Annotated in this window: 17 protein-coding genes, 2 tRNA genes and 1 pseudogene; 7 read left to right on the top strand and 13 right to left on the bottom strand. The window is 70.8% G+C overall.

The window, feature by feature from the left end; all coding sequences use genetic code 11:
* Positions 1 to 23: 23 nt before the first annotated feature.
* A complete protein-coding gene (locus ABD999_RS30550; protein ID WP_345483017.1) occupies positions 24 to 443 on the bottom strand; it encodes a phosphotransferase in 420 nt (139 codons plus the stop codon).
* A complete protein-coding gene (locus ABD999_RS30555) occupies positions 440 to 805 on the bottom strand; it encodes a hypothetical protein (protein WP_345483019.1) in 366 nt (121 codons plus the stop codon). Before ABD999_RS30555 ends, ABD999_RS30550 begins: the two co-directional genes overlap by 4 nt.
* Before the next feature lie 186 nt (positions 806 to 991).
* Here ABD999_RS30555 and ABD999_RS30560 point away from each other — a divergent pair.
* Positions 992 to 1,065 (top strand) — tRNA-Arg (locus tag ABD999_RS30560).
* 240 nt (positions 1,066 to 1,305) lie between these two features.
* Here ABD999_RS30560 and ABD999_RS30565 read toward each other — a convergent pair.
* Positions 1,306 to 1,554 (bottom strand): hypothetical protein, encoded by a 249-nt coding sequence (locus ABD999_RS30565; RefSeq protein ID WP_271278104.1) that lies wholly within the window; start codon positions 1,552 to 1,554, stop codon positions 1,306 to 1,308.
* Between the two features lie 122 nt (positions 1,555 to 1,676).
* Positions 1,677 to 2,213 (bottom strand): hypothetical protein, encoded by a 537-nt coding sequence (locus ABD999_RS30570; RefSeq protein WP_271278103.1) that lies wholly within the window; start codon positions 2,211 to 2,213, stop codon positions 1,677 to 1,679.
* Positions 2,214 to 2,372: 159 nt separating this feature from the next.
* Here ABD999_RS30570 and ABD999_RS30575 point away from each other — a divergent pair.
* The 3 genes and pseudogenes from ABD999_RS30575 to ABD999_RS30585 form a co-directional block, all read left to right on the top strand.
* Positions 2,373 to 2,747, top strand: a pseudogene (locus ABD999_RS30575) (IS256 family transposase); the annotation flags it as partial.
* Between the two features lie 23 nt (positions 2,748 to 2,770).
* Positions 2,771 to 4,246 (top strand): hypothetical protein, encoded by a 1,476-nt coding sequence (locus ABD999_RS30580; RefSeq protein ID WP_271278102.1) that lies wholly within the window; start codon positions 2,771 to 2,773, stop codon positions 4,244 to 4,246.
* Positions 4,247 to 4,306: 60 nt separating this feature from the next.
* Positions 4,307 to 4,396: transfer RNA gene (locus ABD999_RS30585), tRNA-OTHER, on the top strand.
* Positions 4,397 to 4,605: 209 nt separating this feature from the next.
* Here the strand turns inward: ABD999_RS30585 and ABD999_RS30590 are convergent.
* Positions 4,606 to 5,088, bottom strand: a complete 483-nt coding sequence (locus tag ABD999_RS30590) for a protein-tyrosine phosphatase family protein (RefSeq protein WP_271278101.1) — start codon at positions 5,086 to 5,088, stop codon at positions 4,606 to 4,608.
* A 19-nt stretch (positions 5,089 to 5,107) separates the two neighbouring features.
* Complete coding sequence (locus ABD999_RS30595; protein WP_271278100.1) at positions 5,108 to 5,698, bottom strand: CGNR zinc finger domain-containing protein; 591 nt, start codon at positions 5,696 to 5,698, stop codon at positions 5,108 to 5,110.
* A 137-nt stretch (positions 5,699 to 5,835) separates the two neighbouring features.
* Between ABD999_RS30595 and ABD999_RS30600 the strand changes: the two genes are divergently transcribed.
* Positions 5,836 to 8,178, top strand: a complete 2,343-nt coding sequence (locus ABD999_RS30600; RefSeq protein WP_271278099.1) for a M28 family peptidase — start codon at positions 5,836 to 5,838, stop codon at positions 8,176 to 8,178.
* Positions 8,179 to 8,341: 163 nt separating this feature from the next.
* Here ABD999_RS30600 and ABD999_RS30605 read toward each other — a convergent pair whose 3' ends face one another.
* From ABD999_RS30605 to ABD999_RS30635, 7 genes are read right to left on the bottom strand one after another with little or no spacing between them, the layout of a single operon-like run.
* A complete protein-coding gene (locus ABD999_RS30605; protein ID WP_271278098.1) occupies positions 8,342 to 9,007 on the bottom strand; it encodes a hypothetical protein in 666 nt (221 codons plus the stop codon).
* A gap of 16 nt (positions 9,008 to 9,023) precedes the next feature.
* Positions 9,024 to 10,634: an FAD-dependent oxidoreductase gene (locus ABD999_RS30610; RefSeq protein ID WP_148029832.1), complete on the bottom strand. Its 1,611-nt coding sequence runs from the start codon at positions 10,632 to 10,634 to the stop codon at positions 9,024 to 9,026.
* The gene (locus ABD999_RS30615) at positions 10,635 to 11,690 is read right to left on the bottom strand and encodes a LacI family DNA-binding transcriptional regulator (RefSeq protein ID WP_148029831.1); all 1,056 of its coding nucleotides are present in this window, start codon (positions 11,688 to 11,690) and stop codon (positions 10,635 to 10,637) included.
* Positions 11,687 to 13,180 carry a DUF4127 family protein gene (locus ABD999_RS30620; RefSeq protein ID WP_271278097.1) on the bottom strand — a complete coding sequence of 498 codons (1,494 nt, stop codon included), beginning with the start codon at positions 13,178 to 13,180 and terminating at the stop codon, positions 11,687 to 11,689. The genes ABD999_RS30615 and ABD999_RS30620 overlap by 4 nt, the downstream gene beginning before the upstream one ends.
* A complete protein-coding gene (locus tag ABD999_RS30625; protein WP_271278096.1) occupies positions 13,177 to 14,052 on the bottom strand; it encodes a carbohydrate ABC transporter permease in 876 nt (291 codons plus the stop codon). Before ABD999_RS30625 ends, ABD999_RS30620 begins: the two co-directional genes overlap by 4 nt.
* Complete coding sequence (locus ABD999_RS30630; RefSeq protein ID WP_148029828.1) at positions 14,049 to 14,996, bottom strand: carbohydrate ABC transporter permease; 948 nt, start codon at positions 14,994 to 14,996, stop codon at positions 14,049 to 14,051. Before ABD999_RS30630 ends, ABD999_RS30625 begins: the two co-directional genes overlap by 4 nt.
* A gap of 42 nt (positions 14,997 to 15,038) precedes the next feature.
* Positions 15,039 to 16,352, bottom strand: a complete 1,314-nt coding sequence (locus tag ABD999_RS30635; protein ID WP_271278095.1) for an extracellular solute-binding protein — start codon at positions 16,350 to 16,352, stop codon at positions 15,039 to 15,041.
* A 258-nt stretch (positions 16,353 to 16,610) separates the two neighbouring features.
* Here ABD999_RS30635 and ABD999_RS30640 point away from each other — a divergent pair, with 258 nt between their 5' ends.
* Together ABD999_RS30640 and ABD999_RS30645 are read left to right on the top strand one after the other, a co-directional pair.
* Positions 16,611 to 17,981, top strand: a complete 1,371-nt coding sequence (locus ABD999_RS30640; RefSeq protein WP_271278094.1) for a hypothetical protein — start codon at positions 16,611 to 16,613, stop codon at positions 17,979 to 17,981.
* Between the two features lie 70 nt (positions 17,982 to 18,051).
* Positions 18,052 to 20,997 (top strand): DUF6351 family protein, encoded by a 2,946-nt coding sequence (locus ABD999_RS30645; protein ID WP_271279899.1) that lies wholly within the window; start codon positions 18,052 to 18,054, stop codon positions 20,995 to 20,997.
* The last annotated feature ends 48 nt before the right edge of the window (positions 20,998 to 21,045 follow it).

Consider the following 21,045-nt stretch of genomic DNA (forward strand, 5'->3'; position numbering starts at 1 on the left):
CCTTTCGGAAGGTGCTTGCGGGGTCAGACCAGGTGCGCCCGCAGCCTGTCCTCGTGCGCGTCCAGCCAGGCCGACGCCCGCCGGATCCGCTCACCCGCACCACCGTCCCACAGCGTCGCCCAGCTCCCGCCGCCCGCCGCCCGCGCCTTCATCACCTCGTACGAGCGATGGAACCGCAACCGCGCCACCTCCAGCAGCCGCCGCCGCTCCCTCGGCCGCAACCCGTACGCGTCACAGAACAGCCGCAGCCGCTCCCCCACGTCCACCCCGCGCAGCAACGGATGCCGATCGACCGGATCCGCGATCGGCGCCCAGTGACGCAACGTCGTCACCACGTCGAACACCCGCGTCGTCGGCCGCGCCTGATCGAAATCGATCATGGCGTACGGGACCCCGTCCGCGAACACCACGTTGGCCGGCGTCAGATCGCAGTGACCGATCACCTCCGGCGGCGCGTCGTCGTTCGACCCGCCGTCCCACCCGCCACGCGCGAGCGGAAACCCCTCGCCCGCGTCGTGGAACCCGCGAACAACCGCGCCAGATCAGCCAGCGCGCCGTCGGAGACCGACACCGGACTCACCCCCGTCGCACCCGGCAGGTAGGTGAGCACCTCACGCCCCAGCGCGTCGAACCCGAGTACGCGCGGCGCTCCCCGGAAACCTGCGGCTTCCAGATGGCGGAGCAGGGCATGCACGGCAGGCGTCGACGACCTCGCCGGCCTGCGCACCGTGTCACCGACGCGCACCACGCCATCGGTCACATCCCCGCCCTGCAAGGGGATCTCATGCAGGAGCGTCGCGAACATGCCACGACAGCTTAGACCCTCCCCCACCCCCTCGCGTGGGGTTTTTCATGCAGTTCAGGGTGATGGGAGAGGGGATCTGGGGATGAGGAGGTGACGGACAGGAGCGCACGAGGGCGGTGAGGGCGGGCTGACACGGTGGAAAACGTGTGCATGACACGTCGCCGGATCATGCACAATAAGGCGAGAGCGCCCTTAGCTCAGCTGGACAGAGCATCGGACTTCTAATCCGACGGTCGCAGGTTCGAATCCTGCAGGGCGCGCTTATCGCGAGGCTATGACCTGCGAGTATTCGGCGCCTCTGGATCTGGCAGGCCAGCGGAGCCGCTTGGGGGACCGAAGGGGGACCGCCAGTTTCGGACGCCTCCCCCACGCGAACGCTCCGGGGAGCCAGAGCCGCCCTAGCCTCCGCCGCCGCCCGAGCCATCTCCGGCAACACACTGGTGTAGATATCCGACGTGATCGCCTGACTGGAGTGCCGCGTCATCGCGCTCGTGGTCTTGTCATTGCCCGCCGCCAGAGCCCAGCGTTGCCGTGCCATGCCGAAGATCATGCCGAATCGGAGGCAGTCCGGCGGCGAAGGTCAGCCGCTCGAAATACTCCGACACCCAGTCCGGCTTCAGCTCGCTGCCGTCCTCCCGGGTGAAGATCCGTCCCGACTCACGCCATGCTCCCGCCGACGCCGACCGTTCTTCATGCCAGCGCCGGTGGTGCGCCCGCAGGACGGCCAGGGTCCCCGGGTCGAGAGCCACCGGCGCGTCGCTGCCCTCGGTTTGGCCCGCCCTTCCTGTCCACACACGTACGCATTCGCGGCGCGACGGGCCGTTTGCATGCGACCTCGACGCCTCAAGATCGCCAAGTGTCAACTGGAGTACTAGGCGGGGAAGGTGACGCCGACGTGCATGGATCGCATCCATTCTTCATCGACAGAAGCTTCCACCAATGCTTCGGCCGTGACGAGTACGGCGCGGCCCCAGCGATTGTCCCATGATTCCTTGCCGCCAGGTGTGGTGGCGATCCACCGTTCGACACTGGCGAGATCGGGGTTCGGGTACCAGTCGCGACTTGCCGCGTCGAACTCGATCATGCGGCCGTCTTGATGGTGATAGGACACGATCGCCGGGACTTCGTCGCACCACGCAGCCCTCAGGCAAGGCCCTTGCCGCGCCAGGGCGGGAAGAGCACCGGGCGTGGGGCAATCGACGCTGTAGTCCAGGATGACAGTCCCTGTGCCGAGACGCCCGATGAGCATGTCGATATCGCCACCCAGGAATTTCATCGGCTCCGTGATCTCGGGCGGGATACGGCAGGCCGCCAGGACGTCATCGACCGTCGCGGCGGAGCACCATGTGAGCGCGAGGACGTTATTGGTGTACCCATTGAACCAGCGATAGTAGCTCTTATCGATCAAGGGGTTCCTTTTGGACTATTGGCGGACCGCCCGCCGCCGAGATGATGAAGCCGGCGGCGAAACCTGTGGATCTGACGGGAAGGGGTGTACCTTCCCGAATCATCTGATCAGAGTTTCGGGATAAGGCCGACGCGCCAACGTCGGTCGGGAAGCGCACCCGTGCCGCTTACCGTAGTGCCCGAGTTGCCCGCTGACGACCACGACGGCTCGGCCGCCCTCGTTGATCGACCAGTTTGTTCGTGAGGGCGCCCGCAAGATGCTCGCGACCGCATTGCAGGCCGAGGTCGAGGGCTACATCGCCGCCTTCTCCGGCGAGCGTGACGAGAAGGGCCTCCGGCTGGTCGTGCGCAACGGCCACCAACCGCAAAAGATACTCACCGCGGCCGACGCAATCGAGGTCACGGCCCTACGCCTCAACGACAAGCGCATCGACGAGGCCAGCGGCGGCGGTTCTTCTCGGCGATTCTGCCCGATTGGGCCCGCAAGTCCTCCCCCATCGGCGAAGTGCTGCCGCTGCTGTACCGGCACGGCCTGTTGCGGCTCACTACTATTCCGCCATGCTTTTCGATCTTGCTGGGTACGCCTTCCTGACCGCGTTCTTCGTCCTGTTCGCGGGCCTTCCCGCGGCCGGGGCCATCCCTGCCGCGATGCTCACCGCCCCGCCTGACCGCCACAAGGTCATGCGCTTGCGCTTCGTCGTCGTGGGACTGTTCGTGTCAGTCGCCGGCATCTTGTTGATGGGGCTCGGCGCCTGGCTGGGGCGGGAGGATTCGCGCTACGGCGCCATCGAATTCTTCGGGATGCTGCTGATCTCCCTCATAGGCGCGGGCCTGCTTGTCGCCGGTCTCGGCCCGCTGCCTTCGTGGCTGCTGCAGCTCTCAGGTCCGTACGGGGAACGGCTGCCGCTGCCCCTCCGCCTGGCGGCCCGCGACCTGGCCCACCGTCGTGGCCGCGCGGTGCTCGCGATCACGCTGACGATGATGGCGACAGCCTTTGGCATCGCACTGACGATCATCGCGGTCGGCGAAACAACGCAGAGCAGGGCCGAATACTCCCCCCAGGCCCGGCCGGGCAGCTTGTTGATCCGGCCAACCGCCTTGTTCGTGCAGCAACCTTTCTCGGCGGCCGATGCGAACACCGTACGAGCGGCGATCGAGCAGGAATTACCCGGGGTGCCGATCGCCCAGAGCGAGCGCCCCTCGGGCGAATCCTGGTACTTCGACGCGAGGGCGGAAAACGTCGAAATACCAGAGGAGGCCGTCTACTGGGACTATGCCATCGGCAACGAGAAGCTGCTGCGGTACATCACGGGCGATCAGTCGACACCGTACGACGAGAGCATGGCCGTGGTGATCACGTCAGCCGAGGTGAAAGTCGACTCGGTCGAACTCTTCTACGAGATCAACGAGAACGATGAGACAGCGACGACCAGGACCGTCCCGGCGGTCATCACCAGGACCGCCGACCCGCACATGCAGACGATCTTCATCCCCTCGAAGATCGTCCAGGATCTCGGCTACCAGCTCCAACCAAACGAACTGATCGTCGACCCCACCCTCCGCCGGGTCACGGTGCAGGAGCAGGAGCGCCTCGACGACCGCCTGGATGACGCGGTCGCGGAAACTTACGTCGAGCGGGGCTTCGAAGCTTCGACCTGGTGGATGCCCGTCGTCGCCGTGGCGCTCCTCATCGCCCTCGCGTGCACGCTGGCCACCGGATTCGGAAAGGCCGCCAACGCGCGCCAGGCCCGCGTCCTGAAGCGAGCCGGCAACGGATCAGCCACGGCCTTCCGGTGGTTCTACGCTTTCCGCGCGGGTCTGAGCACCCTGTACGGCACGGTGCTTGGCGCGGTCGCCGGATGTCCCGCCGGGATGTTGCTGCTGTGGCCCCTGACGGTGCGTATCACGTGGGAAGAACCGGTACGGGTGCCGTTCGAGACTCCCTGGCCGGCGATCGTGGCCGTCGTCGTCGGCCTTCCCCTCCTCGCCTCCACCCTCGGTGCGATTCTCGCCCGCGAGCAGTCGTCGCGCTAGCGCCCTTCCCGCTCAGTATGGTGGCCGCGCTTGCCCTACTGGCCGGCTGTCGGTCTGGTGGCGCCCTTCGCCATGCTGGCAGTCTTCTTCGTCCAGCCGACGTATGGCTCTTGGGTGTCCCGGCCGCAGGTTCGAGTCCTGCAGGGCGCGCCGTCCAGACCAGCTCAAACACCGTCTGAGCTGGTCTTTTGTCCGGGCGGGACTCGCGGCCCGCAGGATGGGGCCCGGCGGCGAACCGGGACCCTGGGTAGCGTGCGATCGAGGGCGTTGACGCGCATAGGTGGAAATGCCGCAGTTCCTCGCGCTCTGCCGGCTGACCCCTCTCCGACATCAGCAACACGTTCAGCGGCCTGGGCGCGTTATTCCGAGCGGAGCGACGGCGGGAAGCGCAGCACCCAGCGGCGCTGCCAAGGGGTTTCGACGGCCCGACGGTGGTGGTGCTCGCGTGTCCAGGCGACGGCGTCGGCCGGGGCGAGGCCGGCCAGGATGGCCAGGCAGGCGACGACCGTGCCGGTGCGGCCGATGCCGCCCCCGCAGGCGACCTCCACCGCGGCGCCCGCCCGCGCTCGCTCGTACAGGGCACGGATCTGCTGGACGGCCGCGTCGCGGTCGCGGGGCAGCAGGAAGTCGGGCCACTGGATCCACGCGCGCGGCCATGGCAGCTCGCTCTCGTGGTGGCGGCGGAGCTTGTCGGAGCCCAGGTAGAGGCCGAAGTCGGGTCTGGGTCCCGACGGCAGCGGATGGCGGAGGCCGCGGCCGCGGATCCAGGTGCCGTCGGGGAGCTGGAAGGCGCCTGCGAGGGGCGGTCCGCCCACCGCAGGGGTGTCCATGGGGTCGCTCATGGGGTTCTCCTTGTGTTCTTCAGTGGGCGGCGCTGTCGGAGCGCCGCCGTTCGCGGTGTTTCGCGACATTGATCCGGTTACCGCACACGTCGGGCCTGCAGTAGATGCGACGCCCTCCGCGGCTGATGTCGACGAACACCCCGCGGCAGCCCGGGGCGGCGCAGGCGCGGAACCGGTCGTGTCCGAGCGCCCGGACCGCGCCGAGCAGCCCGATGCCGATGAGCGCGGCCAGTTCCTCGGCCAGCGGCGCGCCCGGCCTGGTGGGGACGTACCACTGCCACCGCCCGCCGGGATCGCGCTCCAGCACCGGCCGGAGCCCTGCCCGCCCGGCCAGCACGGCGCCGCCCGCGACGGCCTGCTCCTCCGTCTCGGTCTCCACGACGCCGCGGGCCTCCCGGCGCAGCAGGTGGACCTCGCGGAGGTCGTCGTCGGTCGGCGGCCGGCCGTCCGCCACGGCGTCGAGCCGCAGCCCGTGCCCCGCGAGCAGTTCCATCAACGCGCCGGGGGTCGGCAGAGCGTCGCCCGCCGGGGCCTGCACGGTGGGCGAGGTGTTGGCCAGATCGCCGGCGAGAGTCGCCCCGACCGCGTAGTCGGTGATGGAGATCCGCATGTCGCACCTCGTTTCAGTAACCGAATAAACGAAACTATACCCCTTACATAGATCACGCGGGGTGCGGTAAACCGCAGGTTCAGACGGGCGGGTGCCTCATTCCGCCAGGTGAGCGGCCCGGCCTACCGTTCTTGGCCATGATCGGAAAGTTGTTCGACGTGCCACGCCGGCTGCTGGCCGGGCTGGCGGCCCTGCTCACCCTGGGCGCGGTGGTCACGTTCACTGCCATGGCGGACAGCACCATGCAGCCCCTGCCGGCCACCGCGCCTGACGACCAGTTCAGCGCCGGACGCGCGCTGGTGCACCTGAAGAAGTTCGCCGCCGGACCACGGCCCGTCGGCAGCCCGGCCGGCGACCGGGCCCGGGACTATCTGGCCGGTCAGCTGCGCGCGGCAGGGCTCGAGGTGGAGATCCAACGCTCGGTGGGTGCCCGCTCCGCGGCGGGGCTGGCGACGTTCGGCCAGGTCGACAACATCGTGGGACGGCTGCGTGGAACGGACTCGACCGGCACCGTGCTCATCGCCGCGCACTACGACTCCGCGGCCATGGGACCGGGCGCCTCCGACGACGGCGCCGCGGTGGCCGCGATGCTGGAGACCGTCCGGGCGCTGCGCGGCGGCCCCGGCCCGCGCAACGACATCGTGCTGCTCATGTCGGACGGTGAGGAGGACGGCGTGCTCGGCGCCGAGGCCTTCGTCCGCGAGCACCCCCTGGGCAAGGCCGGCGGCGTGCTGCTGAACTGGGAGGCCCGCGGGGTCAGCGGCCCCTCGCTGATGTTCGAGACCTCCGCGGGCAACGCCCGCCTGGTCGAGACCTTCGCGGGAGCCGTGCCCGCGCCGCGCGGCCACTCCGCCATGGTGGAGGTGTATCGGCTGCTGCCCAACAACACGGACTTCACCCCGCTGACGAAGGCGGGCTTCACCGGCATGAACTTCGCCTACATCCAGCGTTCCTCGCTGTATCACACGGCGGGCGACACCATCGCCAACCTCAACCCGGGCAGCCTGCAACACCACGGCAGCAACATGCTGGCGCTGGCGCGCGCCCTCGGCGGCGCGGACCTGCGGACGCTGGACTCCGATCACGACGCCACCTACTTCCGCGCGCTCGGCACGATGATCACGTATCCCGGTCAGTTCGTCTGGCCGCTGGCGGTGCTGGCCGTCGTCGCGGTGGCGGGCCTGGCGCTGCTGGCCCGCGTCAGGCGGCTGCTGAGCCTGCCACGGCTGATCGTGGCGACGGCCTCGGCCGTGGTGCCGTTGGCGGCGTCGGCCGTCTTGGCGCAAGGGCTGTGGGAACTGCTGGTGTCCTGGCGGCCGGCCTACGACCTGATGGGCGGGCTGCTGCACCGCCCGCAGCCGTACCGGGCGGCGATCGCGGTCCTGTGCGCGCTGACGGTCCTCGGCTGGTACCTGGTGCTGCGTCGCAGGCTCGGCCCGGCGGCGCTGGCGGTCGGGGCGCTGACCTGGTTCGCCGGGCTGGGCGTGCTGTGCGCCCAGGTCGCTCCCGGGGCGTCTTTCCTGTTCGCCCTGCCGGCGCTGACGGGCGCGCTCGGCTGGCTGGCCGCGGTCCTGCTCCGCACGCCTGCCTGGGCGCGGACGGTCGTGGCGATGCTGGGCCCGGTCACGGCCGCCATGCTGCTGCCGTCCCTGGCCGGGAACGTCTTCGACGGGATGGGGCTGGCGCTCGGCGGGGCGAGCGCGCTGGTGCTGGCCCTGTCCGGGATGATCGTGGTGCCGATCGCGGAGCTGTTCCTGCCCGATCCCGCCACCCGGCCGAAGCGGGCCCCCGTCCTCGCGGTGCCCCTGACGGCTGTTCTCCTCGCGGCGGGGCTGGTCGTGGCCGGGTTCGTGGTGGACGACTTCGACGCCGACCGGCCGCGGCGCACGCATCTGGCGTACGTCATGGACGCCGAAACTCGTCGTGCCCACTGGGTCAGCGCCGACGTGGACCCGGCGCCGTGGACGAAGCGGTACGTGTCCGGCCATGACGCCTCCGCGCTGCCCCCGGGGTACGCACGCGGCACGCTGCGGACCGGACCGGCACCGGCGATCGCCGCCGAAGGCCCGCGAGCCGACGTCCTGGCGCACAGCGGGGACACGCTGAAACTGCGGGTGACCGCCGGGGAGGGCACGCGCTCGGTGACGCTACGGCTCGACCAGCCGATCAGCCACGCCACCGCGTCGGCCGGCCGGTTCGGGTCGGTGAGCGTGCCCGTCACCGGCACCCGAATCGGCACCTGGCCCTCGGAGATCCGCTTCCGCGGCCTTCCCGCCCGGGGAGTCCAGATCACCCTGCGCGTACCGGAGAAGGACCGGATCCGCCTCACGGTGATCGCCGAGACCGACGGGCTGACCGCGGTGCCGGGCTTCGTCCCCCGACCTCCTGACCTGGTCGCCGCCACCAGGGAGGACGGTGACCTCACCGCGGTCACGCGTGGTTACACCCTGACCAGGGGCTCCGCACGCCTGCCGCGTTGAAGACGAGGGGCACATCGCCAGGCCCCCGGCCGTGGTGACCGCTGGAAACGTCGGCGATGCCGAGGAGGCCGGCCGGTGACGGCGGCGTCATGGCGGACGCCGCGCCCGCATCGCCACCTGGCGCGGCTCCTCGGGGACCCACCGAGTCGGGACGCGCTGCCGCCTAACGGGCGGCGGCGACGTACGGCTCGATCCGCGCGCCGAACTCCGCCGTGTCGGCCCCCGTCACCACGGCCCCCAGCAGCACCGCGGCCGCCCCGGCGTCCCGCAGGGACGCGAGGTCGTCCGGGACCAGCGCGTGCTGGCTCGGCACGACGACGGGGACGTCGACCGCCGACGCCACCGCCTCCAGCCTCGCCAGGGTCGCCAGGCTCAGCGGCGTGCCGTACCTGTCGGGTTCGAGCGTGGACAGTTCGAGCGCCCCGCACCCCCGCCGCACCATGGCCCGCGCCTGGGACGGGCCGTCGCCCGGCCCCAGGGCCACCATGGGCGTCACCGGCCCGCACGCCTCGACGTACCCCGCGGGCGCGTCGGCGGCGTAGACGTCGAAGTAGTCGAACCCCATCTCCCGCGCGGCGGCCATCTCCGCGATCGACACCGATCCGGCCGCGCCCACGACGAGGCCCGTCGGGACGCCGAGCGCGAGGATGCCGCGCAGCGCCTCACGCTCGGCGTCCAGCGGCCCGAAGTCCGTCCCGGAGGCGCGGTGACGCACGTTGGTGTGCACCTTCAGGCCGTCGGCTCCGGCATCCGACGCGGCCTGCGCGAGAGCGGTCTCGTTGCGCGGCAGACTGACCAGCACGGCCAGTCGCGACTGGGGCAAACGCATTCGAGGATCCCCCGCCTCAGTAGTAGGTGACATTCGGCCAGCCCAGCTCCATGCCTTGGGCGGCCATCGATTCCTGGACCTCGGCCAGCAAGGCCGGCGTCGCGGTGACCTGCTGCGGCTCGGTGTCCCTGGCCACGCAGAACGACGCCAGGTGACCGGCCGCCTCGCCCACGGTCCACTCGACCGGGTGGACCCGGTAGCACCCGTTGGTGATGTGCGTGGTGCTGATGTTCTTGCCGGCGGCGATCACGTTCCGGACGCGCTCGGGAACGAGCGCGCGCATCGGGACCTGGAACGGCCAGGCCGGCACGTCGATGTAGTTGTCCCCGCCGGTCGAGGGGTGCAGGTCGATCCGGTACGAGCCGATCCCGACGCTGTCGTGGTAGGAGACGGGCCCTTCGGGGCGTACGGCCACCGCGAGGTCCTGCTCCACGATCCGGTACTGGCCGAGGATCCGCCGCGACTCCCTGATGTACGGGCGCATCGCGAGGCCGTCGGCGGTGCCGGTGACGTCGGGCCGCGGCCTGAGGCCGGGCCAGCCGGTGCCGCCGTCGGGCCGGGGCGCCTCGGCCTGCAGCCAGTAGAGGAAGCTGAGGCTCTGGGCCCGCGCCGCGGCGGTGTGGGCGGCGTTCTGCTCGGCGGTGCCGCCGATGACAGGACCGCCCAGGTAGTCGATCATCGGCCAGTTCACGATGGTGATGTCGCTGTCGAACGCGCCCGGCCGGAAGTGGTTGCGGGCCAGGATCCGCCGGAACGTCCACAGCTCGTCCGACCCCGGGTCCTTGCTCTGGTCGGCGACGATGCGCGTCGGGTCGTCGTCCGGGTTCGGGGTGAAGACGTGGCGGCGGGGTTCCAGCGTGTGCGGGTGCGGGGCAACCCAGCCGAACTGGGGACCGTGCCACCACTCGGGAGCCAGCGCCCGCCATGCGGCGTAGTCGTCCGGCTTGTCGATCGTGTGGTCCTCCCCCGCGTGGTGCGAGAGCGCGAAGCACACCGACACCGCCTGCATGTTGTCCGGCCGCGCGGTGGCCGCGGCGTGCGGCTCGCCCGTGTCGTCCTGCGACTCGGCGCCGGTCGCGAACTCGGTGCCGGTGATCGGCAGCACGTCCCCGGCCTCCGTGGCGTCCAGGACGAACCTGGCCGTGACGGTGACGTCGCCGCCCGTCTCCAGGTCGTGGAAGCCCATCGCCGTCACGTGGTCGCCGTCGACCTGGGCGGTCGCCGGGACGTGCCGGCGCAGCACGGTGATCTTCCCGGCCGCCTGCCACGGAGCGAGCATGGCCTCGATCACCGCCAGGGCCACCCGGGGCTCGTGGCACAGCGGGCCGACCCGGCCGGCGCCGGGGTTCAGGTGGGCCAGCGACCTCGACGCGGACCGCAGCGGGTATTCCCTCCTGTAGTACTCACGGATGCCGTCACGCAGCCGCCGGTAGCTCGCGGTGCTTCCGAAAGCCTCGATCCAGGGATGTTCGTCGGGCGGGACGAGCTGCGTGGTGAGCTGTCCGCCCAGCCAGGCCGTCTCCTCGGTGAGCACCACCTGCGCACCGTTCCCGGCGGCGGCCAGGGCGGCCGCGACGCCGCCCAACCCCCCACCGACCACCAGGACGTCCGCGCGGAACTCGGTCACTCAGGATTCCTTTCGATTGGAGCCGCTGGTCTGTCCAGCGACGAAGGTGCATGACAGCGCCACGGCCTGCGGCTCGACGTTCTCCTCCGACTCGAGCTGCTGGACCAGCAGCTCGACCGCGCGCATCCCCATCTCCCGCCGCGGTATCCGGAAGCAGGTGAGCTCCGGGCCCGGCACGGCGTCCGGCGGGTCGCTGAGCGCGGCCACCGAGCACTCGCCCGGCACGTCGACGCCCATCCCGGCGAGGAGGTCGAGCACCCTGAGCGCGACCACCGACTCGTGGGCGATGAACGCGGTGGCCCCGGCCTCCAGCAGCCGCCGTACCTCCTCGGCCGACGGCCCCTCCTCCTTGCGGACCGACAGGACGAGCCCGCCGGTGTCGAGCCCGTGCCGGCTCTGGGCGGCCAGGAATCCGGCGTCACGGTCGGCGGACGGTTCGCCCGGATCGGCCGCCGTCAGGTAGGCGATGCGCTCGTGTCCGAGCCCCACCAGGTGGTCGACGACCTCGCCGGTCGCGGTCGCGTAGTCCGCGGTGACGTACGTGATCGGGCCGGGCACGTCACGACGGCCGATCAGCACGAACCTGAACCCCTCGTTCCGCAGCCGGACGAGGTCGTCCCGGTTGGTCTCCTTGCCGAGCAGCACGCACCCGTCGGCGAGCCCCAGCCGGTTGACGCCCTCGCGGTAGATCGACCTACCGCCGTCCGAGCCGGTGGCGCTGGTGAACATCAGCATGTCGTAGCCGAGCGCCTCGGCCGCGGCCTCGATCCCCACCAGGAACGGGTAGTAGAAGTCGTGGTGGTCCATCGGGAACAGCGACTCGAACGTGTAGACGCCGATCAGGTGGTTCATCCCGCCGGCCAGGCTGCGCGCCACCGGATCGATGGTGTAACCGAGCGATCGGGCCACCTCGAAGACGTGCCGTCTGGTCTCCGGGGGGATCCGGATGGTGTCCGAATGCCTGCCGTTGATCACGATGGAGACCGTGGTCTGCGAGACGCCGGCCAGCTTGGCGATGTCGGACTGACGCGGCCTGCGGTGAGGGGTGTCTTTCACCGGCGATCGTTCCCTTCCTCAAGGTGCTCCAACGCAAAGGAGATCTCGAACGGACGATCCCACGGAAAGCAGACGCTGCCGGGCGCAATGCCGAACTTGTCGGCCGGTGGGCCGAGGTCGGCGAGAAGCTCGCCCAGCTCCCGCTCCACCTGGTCCGGCCGCAGGGCCGTACCGGCTGCGAGGAACCCGCGCCGCGCGGAGGTCTGGTAGCCCCAGTCGTCGAGCAGACGATGGGTGAGAGTCCGGGCGTGCTCGGCCAGTCGCCTGTCCCCGGTGGCCAGCAGACGGCTGCACCCTTGCGCCAGCGCGCTGCCGATGGTGTTGCCCGCGGTGTTCCACGCGGCGTACCCGGCGAGGCGCGGGAGCAATCCGGCGCCGCGCAGCGCCATGACCAGCGCGGGGTCGGCGCCGTTGGCGTCGGCGACGTCCGCCACCGCGACCGGGAGCCCCGCCTCCAGCAGCTCTCGCGCCCGCGCGGCGAGGCGCACCGCGTCGCCGGACGGCCGCTCCGGCTGGTCCGGACCGGAGCACCAGTCGCGCGGGGGCAGGCCGGGAGGGTGCACCGCGAGCACCAGGTCGGCGTGGGCGGCGTCCTCGACGAGGACCGCGCCGATGGCGGCGACCTGGTCCGCGATCGTGTCGCGGACGGGCACGTCCTCGTAGGCCGCGATCCGTCCGAGCGCGTCCGGGTCGAGGCAGGCGAGCGCCACCTTCGGGCGCAGGCCGGCGTGCTCCAGCGCGGCCCGGGTGGTCAGCACGGCGCCGGCCTCGTCGGCGCCCGGGTAGCAGCCGATCCGGTCGCCGAGGCCGAGGCGGCCGATCCAGGACTCCAGCCACTCCCGCTCGCTCGTGGACACGCTCTCGACCGTGCTGTCCTCCACCAGGATCGCCAGCGTGTCGACGACTCCTTCCGCCACCAGCTCGACGCAGGCCAGGTGCATGGCGTGCAGGCGCAGCCGCCGGGTGAAGAGGTCCGCGACGAACGGTTCGGGGATCTCCGCCCTGGCCTGCGCCACCGCGGCGGGGCGTCCGTGTTCGGCCCGGTAGAGCTCCTCGGATAGGGCGAAGAACCGCCGCCCGTGCCGGTCCCAGTACTGCGGCTCGGCCCCGGCGCCGTCGGTCTTCTTGGTACGCATCAGCGTCACGGAGGCGTGGACGGGCAGGTCCGGCCGGTCGGCCCGGATGCGGCGCAGCACGTCCAGCCGGGCCAGCGTCCGGGCCAGCGGCTCGGTGGTGCGCCGCGAGGCGACGAATCCGCCGTGGGCGAGCTGGTTGACGCTGACCACGACGGCGTCGCTGTCGCCGGCGGCGTCCTCCAGCCACCGGGATGTGCCGTCCATGTCCGCGGGCACGCCGCCGGCGGGCAGGAGCCCGGCCGGCGGGAGCCGCAGCCGGGTTCCGGCGGTGGCGGCCAGCCCGGCGACGTGGCCGGTGTTCACCGGCCGGTCGTCGAGCGGGAGCAGCGTCACGATCGGTCCGCTGTCACTCATCCCTTCACCCCTCCCGCGCCCAGGCCCTGCACGAAGTGCCGCTGACCGGCAGCGAAGATCACCAGTACGGGCACGATGGCGATGAACGTCCCGGCCATCAGCGGGCCGTACTGGGTCACGCCGCTGCCCGCGAACGAGCTGAGCGCCAGCGGCAGCGTCTGCATCTCCGGCGACGACACCGCCACCAGCGGCCACAGGAAGTCCTCCCAGGCGCCGGTGAAGGAGAGGATGGCGATGGTGGCGACGATCGGCCGGGCCAGCGGCAGGTAGATCTGCCAGAAGATGCGCAGCTCTCCGGCGCCGTCCAGCCGCCCGGCCTCCGCCAGCTCGCCGGGCATGTCGAGGAAGTACTGGCGGGCGAGGTAGATGTTCAGCGGCTGCACCAGCATCGGCAGCACGAGCCCGAGGTGCGAGTCCAGCAGCCCGCTGCCGCCCTGGCCGAACAGGTCGTTGCCGCCGGCCAGCGGGAAGCCCTTGACGATGAGGAACAGCGGGATCAGCTGCACGATGGACGGCACCATGGCGCTGCCCAGCACCGTGGTGAACAGCAGGCGCGAGCCGCGGAAGTCGATCCGCGCCAGGGCGTAGCCCGCCGCCGTCGTCGCGACGCAGTTCCCCGCGACCGTGAGCGTCGCCACGATCAGGCTGTTGGCCATCGCTCCGGGGATGTTCGTGGAGTTCCAGACGTAGGCGAAGTTGTCCAGCGTCGGCTGGTCGGGCAGCAGCTTCGGCGGGTAGCTGAACACCTCGGTCGCCGGTTTGAAGGCCAGCGACACCATCCACACGAACGGCATCGCCACCAGCAGGGTGACCACCCCGGTGAGGAGCGCCCTGCGCCGGCCGGCGCCCGGCCCGGCCGTAAGCGCGGTCACCGCCGGCCTCCTCTGGCCATCGTGCGGATGCTGAAGTAGGCCAGGGCGAAGATCAGGCAGAACAGCAGGAACGCCATGGCGCTCGCGTTGCCGAGCCGGTAGTGCTCGAAGGCCTCGTTGTAGATCAGCATGTTCAGGACGGTCGTGGAGGACAGGGGACCTCCTGAGGTCAGGACGTAGATCTCGGAGAAGGACTGGGCGAGGTAGATGAGGTCGACCACGACCACGTACGTCGTGATCGGCACGAGCAGCGGCAGGATCACGTGCCGCAGCGTCCGCCAGCGCCCGCAGCCGTCCACGGACGCGGCCTCCATCAGCGAGACCGGGACCGCCTGGAGCCCCGCCAGGAAAATGATCATGCTGCCCCCGAGCGCCTTCCAGGCGCGCATCCCGATCAGCGACAACAGGGCGGTGTCCTCGTCGGTGAGGAAGTCCACCGGTGGCAGCCCGACCAGGTCCAGCAGGTAGTTGAACAGTCCGTCGTGGGAGTACAGCCACAGCCAGATCATGCTCACCGCCACCAGCGGCACCACGCGCGGCAGGTAGAGCACCGCGCGGAACAGGGTCACGCCGGGGAACCGGCCGTTGACCAGGAGCGCCAGGGCGAGGGCCGCCGGCACGGCCAGGATCAGCGTGCCGAACGCGTACTGGACGGTGATCCAGATCGCGTGCCAGAACTCGCCGGACTGGAGCACGGCGAAGTAGCCGTCCAGGCCGTGGAACCTGGGCCCGCCCCGTTCGACGGGGTTGTACGAGGTCAGGCTCAGGTAGAAGCCGTACCCGATCGGCACGATCGTGACCAGCGACAGCGCGAGGGCGGCGGGCAGGACCAGGATCCAGCCCGCTCTGCGCTGGGCCGAGCGGAGCGGGCTCCGCCTCGGCCGGCGTGCCGTCGCGGGCTCGGGCCCGGAGGACGTTCCCGGCGGCCGGGTCTCAGTCACCATGATGGAGCTTCATCCGTTGGGAGATCCGTTCGAGTCGGCCGATCAGTTCTGCTTCGCCAGGGCCGCGGCCTCCGTCGCCGCGCGGTCGAGCGCCTCGGCGGCAGCCGTCTTGCCGCGCAGCACGGCCTCGATCTCCTTGGCCAGCGCCTCGCGCTGCTGCGTCCACGTCGCGATGTTGGGGTTCCCGCGGAACAGGGCGGCGGCGTCCATGTAGGGCTTGATGTACTGCTGGGCGGCGAGCTCGGGGTCGGCGGCCAGGGTGGCGCGCGCCGGGATGCCGCCGACGGCCTGGACGTACGCCTTCGCGTTCGCCGGCTTGAGCAGGAACTCGATGAACTTCCAGGCCTGGTCCTTCTGGCCGGAGTCGGCGCTGATGAACAGCCCGTTGCCGGCTCCGCCGAACGACGCCGCGGTGGTGTCCTTGAGCGGCGGGGCCAGCTTGATCTTCGCGGCGACGTCGGGCGCCTGCTCGTGGATGCTCTTGAACGTCGCCTCGTCGATCACGGCCATGGCCGCGCGCCCGGTGACCAGCGGATGCTGCGCCCCCGCCCCGCTCGTCGCCTCGCCCAGGCCGGTGGAGACCGCCTTCGGGCCGTTGTAGAACCCGGCGAGGAACTCCAGCGCGCGCTTGCCCGCGTCGGAGTTCCAGGTGACCGTCTGGCCGCTCTCGTCGGCGAAGTTCCCGCCGGCCTGGAACAGGAAGCTGCCGAACGCCTGTGACATGCTCGTCGGGTCGTCGGCCGGGAAGATCACGCCGGAGCGGGTGATCCTGTCGCCGTCGCGGACGACGAGCTTGTCCGCCGCCGCGCGCAGGTCCTGCCACGTCGCGGGCGGGGAGTCCGGGTCGAGACCGGCCTCCTGGAACAGGTCGGTGCGGTAGGCGAGCAGGTGGCCGAAGCCCCGCAGCGGCATGATGATCTGCTTGCCGCCGACCTTGCCCTGGTCGAGGAAGGTCAGGTCCTCCACGTCGGAGGCTGGCATCTTGGCGAGGTAGTCGTCCAGCGCGATCACCCGGTCGTTGGCGGCGTATCCGGCCGCCGCGGCGTTGCCGTGCCCGAAGACGTCGGGCGCGGTGCCGCCGGCGAAGGCGGTCGACAGCCGCGTGGCCAGGTTGGCCCAGTCGACGAACTCGACCTGGACGTCGACGTCGTGCTCCGCCTCGAACGCGGGGACCAGCTTCTCGTTGACCCAGGAGACCTCCTCGGCGAGATTGCCGGGGAACCAGACCCGCAGGGTGCTCGCGCCGTCGCCGGAGCCACCGCTGCCGGCGCCGGAGCCGCCGCCGCACGCGCTCAGCGCCATCACCGCGATGAGCCCGGCCGCCAGCCGCGAAGCGCCACGCGATTTTGTGATCATCCGTACCTCCTGAGGGCTACCCCCGGCTTGATAATGCGCAACATCATGGTGGTGTTGCGCATTATCAGTCAATACCGAATCTTGACAGGCACTGATCGGCTCGCAACACTTGCCGACACTTGCAGCCGCGATAATGCGCAACACCAGAAGGAGGAGCCATCCGTGGTTCCCGATAGCCGAGCAGCCCGCCCGGACACCATGCAAGCCACCCCCCGCAGCACGACCACCCGCCGACGCCGTAGCGCCCGCCTCTGGTGCGTGAGCCTCGCGACGGTGGCACTGCTCGCCCCCGCCACCGCGGCCGGCGCGTCGCCCGTCGAGGACAACCGCAGCGGTCCTCCCTCGGGCATCAGCAACATGGTGGGAACGCCGATCCCCCCGCACGCCACGCCGGAGAACAACCCGCGCCTCGCCGCGCAGTTCCACGTCGAGATCGACAACTCCACCGGCGGCGCCATCGAGCACGTCGCGCTGGACGGCACGCGTACCGTGCTCGGGCACGTGCAGCGCCCGGCGACCGCCACCGTCAAGGCCAACGACGGTTTCTGGGCGTCGAAGTACTCGCGCGCCGTCGACGGCACCACGGGACACCTGCTCGCCACGTCGGTCTACGTGCTGCGCTCCAAGGTCTGGCCGGAGGAGAGCTACGACCCGCTGCGCTACGAGAACTTCGACCCGGCCACCGGCGAGCGCGACTGGACCACCAGCCTGCTCAACATCCGGCCCGACCGGTACATCGGCGCGGACTGGGGCAACTGGCTGGCCGACACCATCTACACCGACATCCCGGGCGGCTCGGGCATCTTCGGAGGCAAGAGCTCGCTGCCCACCGGCGCGCCGCTGTCCTACTTCGACGAGGCGAAGCAGGCCTGGCGCCCCATCGCCGAGCATTTCCGCGCCGATCCGGACGCGGCGCCCCCCGCCAAGCTGCGCTTCACCGCGTACCAGCCCCTGGTGCGTAACGCCTCGCCGACCTACCTCGAGTTCGAGAACTGGGCCGCGGGCGACACGGTCGCGGGCAAGACGCACGAGAAGAACGGCGGGATCTACGTCGGCTACGCCCGGGGCGAGAAGCGCAAGGTCGCCGACGTCGTCCAGCGGGTCCAGGGCACCGGGCGCTTCGGCGGCACGGAGTTCGCCCACATCGGCCAGATGGACACCAACCACCCCGGCGCGCTGACCTTCTCGACCTCACCGTTCGTCGGCTTCAGCTGGGACGAGAACGTCCGCGGCGGCTTCCAGATCGTCCCGGCGAACCACGTGAAGTTCCTCAGCAACGACCTCGGCCAGAACTCGTTCATCGGCCGGCCCCAGTGGCTCATCGTCGGCCCGGTCGGCGCCGACCCGAAGCGGCTGCTCGACCGGCGCTACATCATCGACGGCAAGACCTCGTTCTCCCCCGGCTGGGAGGCGATCGCGCCGGTGTTCGGCATGTACGCCCGGACCACGTTCGACCCGGCCGATCTCGGCGAGTCCACCTACTTCGAGGTCTCCTACGACTACGGCAAGACCTGGCAGCTGAGCCCGGAGTTCACCGGAGTGCACGACCCCAGCACCTGCCAGGCGGCGAACTGCCTGCAGAACTGGACCAACATCCGCGTCCACCTCGCCTACCCCGACGGCCCCTGAGCGATCACAGGCCCGCCGGCCACGCGGCCGGCGGGCCCCTCATCCCCACCCCCTGAGACGAGGAGACGTCGTGTCCGCGAGGATGCACCTGAGGTCCTCGGTCATCGCGCTGCTGACCACCGCCCTGCTGACAGCGAGCCATCTGACCGCGCCACCGCTGTCGGCCGAGACCACCACCCAGAACTCCACCCAGGCGTCGGACATCGCGTGCACCGGCCATCGGGCGATGGGGGCGACCGTCACGGCGTCCTCGACCTTCAGCTCGGCCTACGGCGCGAAGAACGCCGTCGACGGCGTGTGCGCGGAGTCCTCCCGCTGGATGTCGTCGGCCGCCGACACCACCCCCACCCTGACGATCACCTTCCCGGCCAGGACCCCGGTCGGCACCGTCGAGATCTACAGCGGTTCAGGCTGGCCCAGCCCGTACGCCGACACGGTCCTGGTGGACTTCACCGTCGAGGCCCGGACCGATGACGGCTGGGTGACCGTCGGGAGCGCGGCCGGCAACACCAAGCCGGTGGTCACGTTCACCACCGACCTCGTGACCGACACGCTCCGCCTGGTCATCACGAAGAAGTCGCGGCACAGCACGGACACGGCCCGCCTGTACGAGATGGTCGTCAGGGCGCCCGGCGAGGGACCGCCCACGCCGCGTCCCACCGCCGCCGACGACTTCCGCACCGTCACGGAGGGGACGGAACTCGTGGCCGGCGCGCCCGGCGTGCTCGGCAACGACCGCTTCCCCGACGGCGTCACGCCCGCGGTGGCGGCGTGGTCCGAGCCGGCCCACGGCACCCTGACGACGTCCGAGGACGGGTCGTTCCGCTACAAGCCCGACCGGGGGTACGTCGGCGTCGACACGTTCACGTACGGGATCGGCGACGACTCCGAGCGCTCGACCGCGACCGTCACGATCACGGTGACCGCCGCGCCCGACGAGTCGGGGCCGGACGAGCTCGGGATCTCCGCGATCTCCGGCAGGCCCGACATGGTGACCGGAGGCGACGCGCTGCTCCGGATCGAGCTGCCCCGCGCCGTCCAGCGCGAGAGCCTTCAAGTGACGTTGAACGGCGAGACCGACGTCACACCGGCGTTCCGGACCGGGGCGGGCACCGGCGAGCTCCTCGGGCTGGTGACCGGGCTGCGGGAGGGCGAGAACACGGTCGAGGTCACCACGCGGGCGCCCGGCGGGCCGCACGCCTCGATCACGCTGGTCGACCACCCCGCCCAGGGCCCGGTGTTCTCCGGCCCGCACCAGCGGCCGTTCGCCTGCGAGACCGCGGCGTTCGCGATCCCGGTGATCGGCGGCAGGCTCGGCGAGCCGCTCGACGCGGACTGCACGATCGCCCCCCGGGTCGACTACTTCTACCGGACCACCGCCGACGCCTACAAGCGCTGGCCGGCCGGCGCCACCGCCTACCCCGCCGACCTGGCCACCACGACCAACTCGCTCGGCGTCACGACCAAGTTCATCGTCCGGATGGAGACGGCCACCGCCAACCGCGCGGTGGTCCAGATGAGCATGCTGCACGACCCGCTGACCGAGCCCGCGCCGTCCCCCACGGCGCGTCCCGCGGGCTGGAACGGCCGGGCCGTGTTCACCCTGGGCGGCGGCTGCGCGGGCGGGTGGTACCGGTCGGGCAGCGGCACCGGCACGGTCACCGACGCGTTCATGCTCGGCCGCGGATTCGCGCTGATGTCGTCCTCGCTGAACGTCTTCGGCAACAACTGCAACGACGTCACGGCGGCCGAGACGGCGATGATGACGAAGGAGCTGTTCGTCGAGAGGCACGGGCCGGTCGAGCACACGATCGGCTACGGCTGCTCGGGCGGGTCCTACCAGGCTCACCAGATCGCCGACAACTACCCGGGCATCTTCGACGGCATCGTCGTCGGCTGCTCGTTCCCCGAGGTCGGCATCGGCACGGTCAACTTCCTCTCTGACGCGCGGCTGCTCGACACCTACTTCACCTCGTCCACGACGGTTCCGTGGACGGACGAGCAGAAGCGCAAGGCCTCCGGCTTCGCGACGGCGGCCATGGTGTCCGCCATGTCGCGGGGCGCCAACCGGATCGACCCGCGGCTGGACTGCGACATGGTGCCCGAGCAGCAGCGCTACAACCCGGACACCAACCCTGCCGGCGTCCGCTGCGGCGTCTACGACCACATGATCAACATTTACGGCGCCGACCCGGCCACCGGCTTCGCCCGCAGGCCGCTGGACAACGTCGGCATCCAGTACGGGCTCGGCGCCCTGAAGGACGGCTCCATCACGCCGGAGCAGTTCCTCGACCTCAACGAGCGCATCGGCGGTCTCGACGCCGACGCGAACGTCGTGCCGCGGCGGACCGAGGCCGACCCGGCGGCCACCAAGATCGCCTACCGCACCGGGCGGGTGATCAGCGCCGGTCGCGGGCTGGCCACGACACCGATCATCGACTACCGCTCGTACTGGGACGACGTGTCCTGGGGCGACATCCACGTCCGCTACCACACCTTCTCCATGCGGGAACGGCTGAAGGAGGCCAACGGGACGGCGGCCAACCACGTCAGCCTGCTGGAGGACGCCCGATACGGGCTGTTCAGCACCGAGAGCGCGCTGGTGCGGCACGCCGTGACCCAGATGGACCACTGGCTGACGAACCTCGCCGGCCTCCGCCCCGGGGGCAAGCCGATGCAGCGGATCACCACCGCGCGGCCGAACACCCTGGTCGAGGGCTGCAACACCCGCGACGAGCAGCCGCGGTTCGTGGCCGAGACGCTCGAGCGCGACCCGGCGAGCGAGTGCGAGCGGCTGTACCCGACCGCGTCCTTCCCCCGGGAGGTGGCGGGAGAGGACGTCACCGCCGACATCATCACGTGCCGGCTGACCACGCCGAAGCGCGACGGTTACGCGGTGAAGTGGACGGACGAGCAGTGGGACCGGCTGCGGACGATCTTCCCTCGGGGGGTGTGCGACTACACCAGGCCCGGAGTGTCCCAGCAGCGCACGAAGAACACCTGGCATCGCTTCTGACGATCCCGGCGGCCGGGCACATATAGATCTGCATGACCTGGGAAAGCG

The sequence above is a fragment of the Nonomuraea ferruginea genome, from assembly GCF_039540635.1.
Taxonomy (GTDB): domain Bacteria; phylum Actinomycetota; class Actinomycetes; order Streptosporangiales; family Streptosporangiaceae; genus Nonomuraea; species Nonomuraea ferruginea.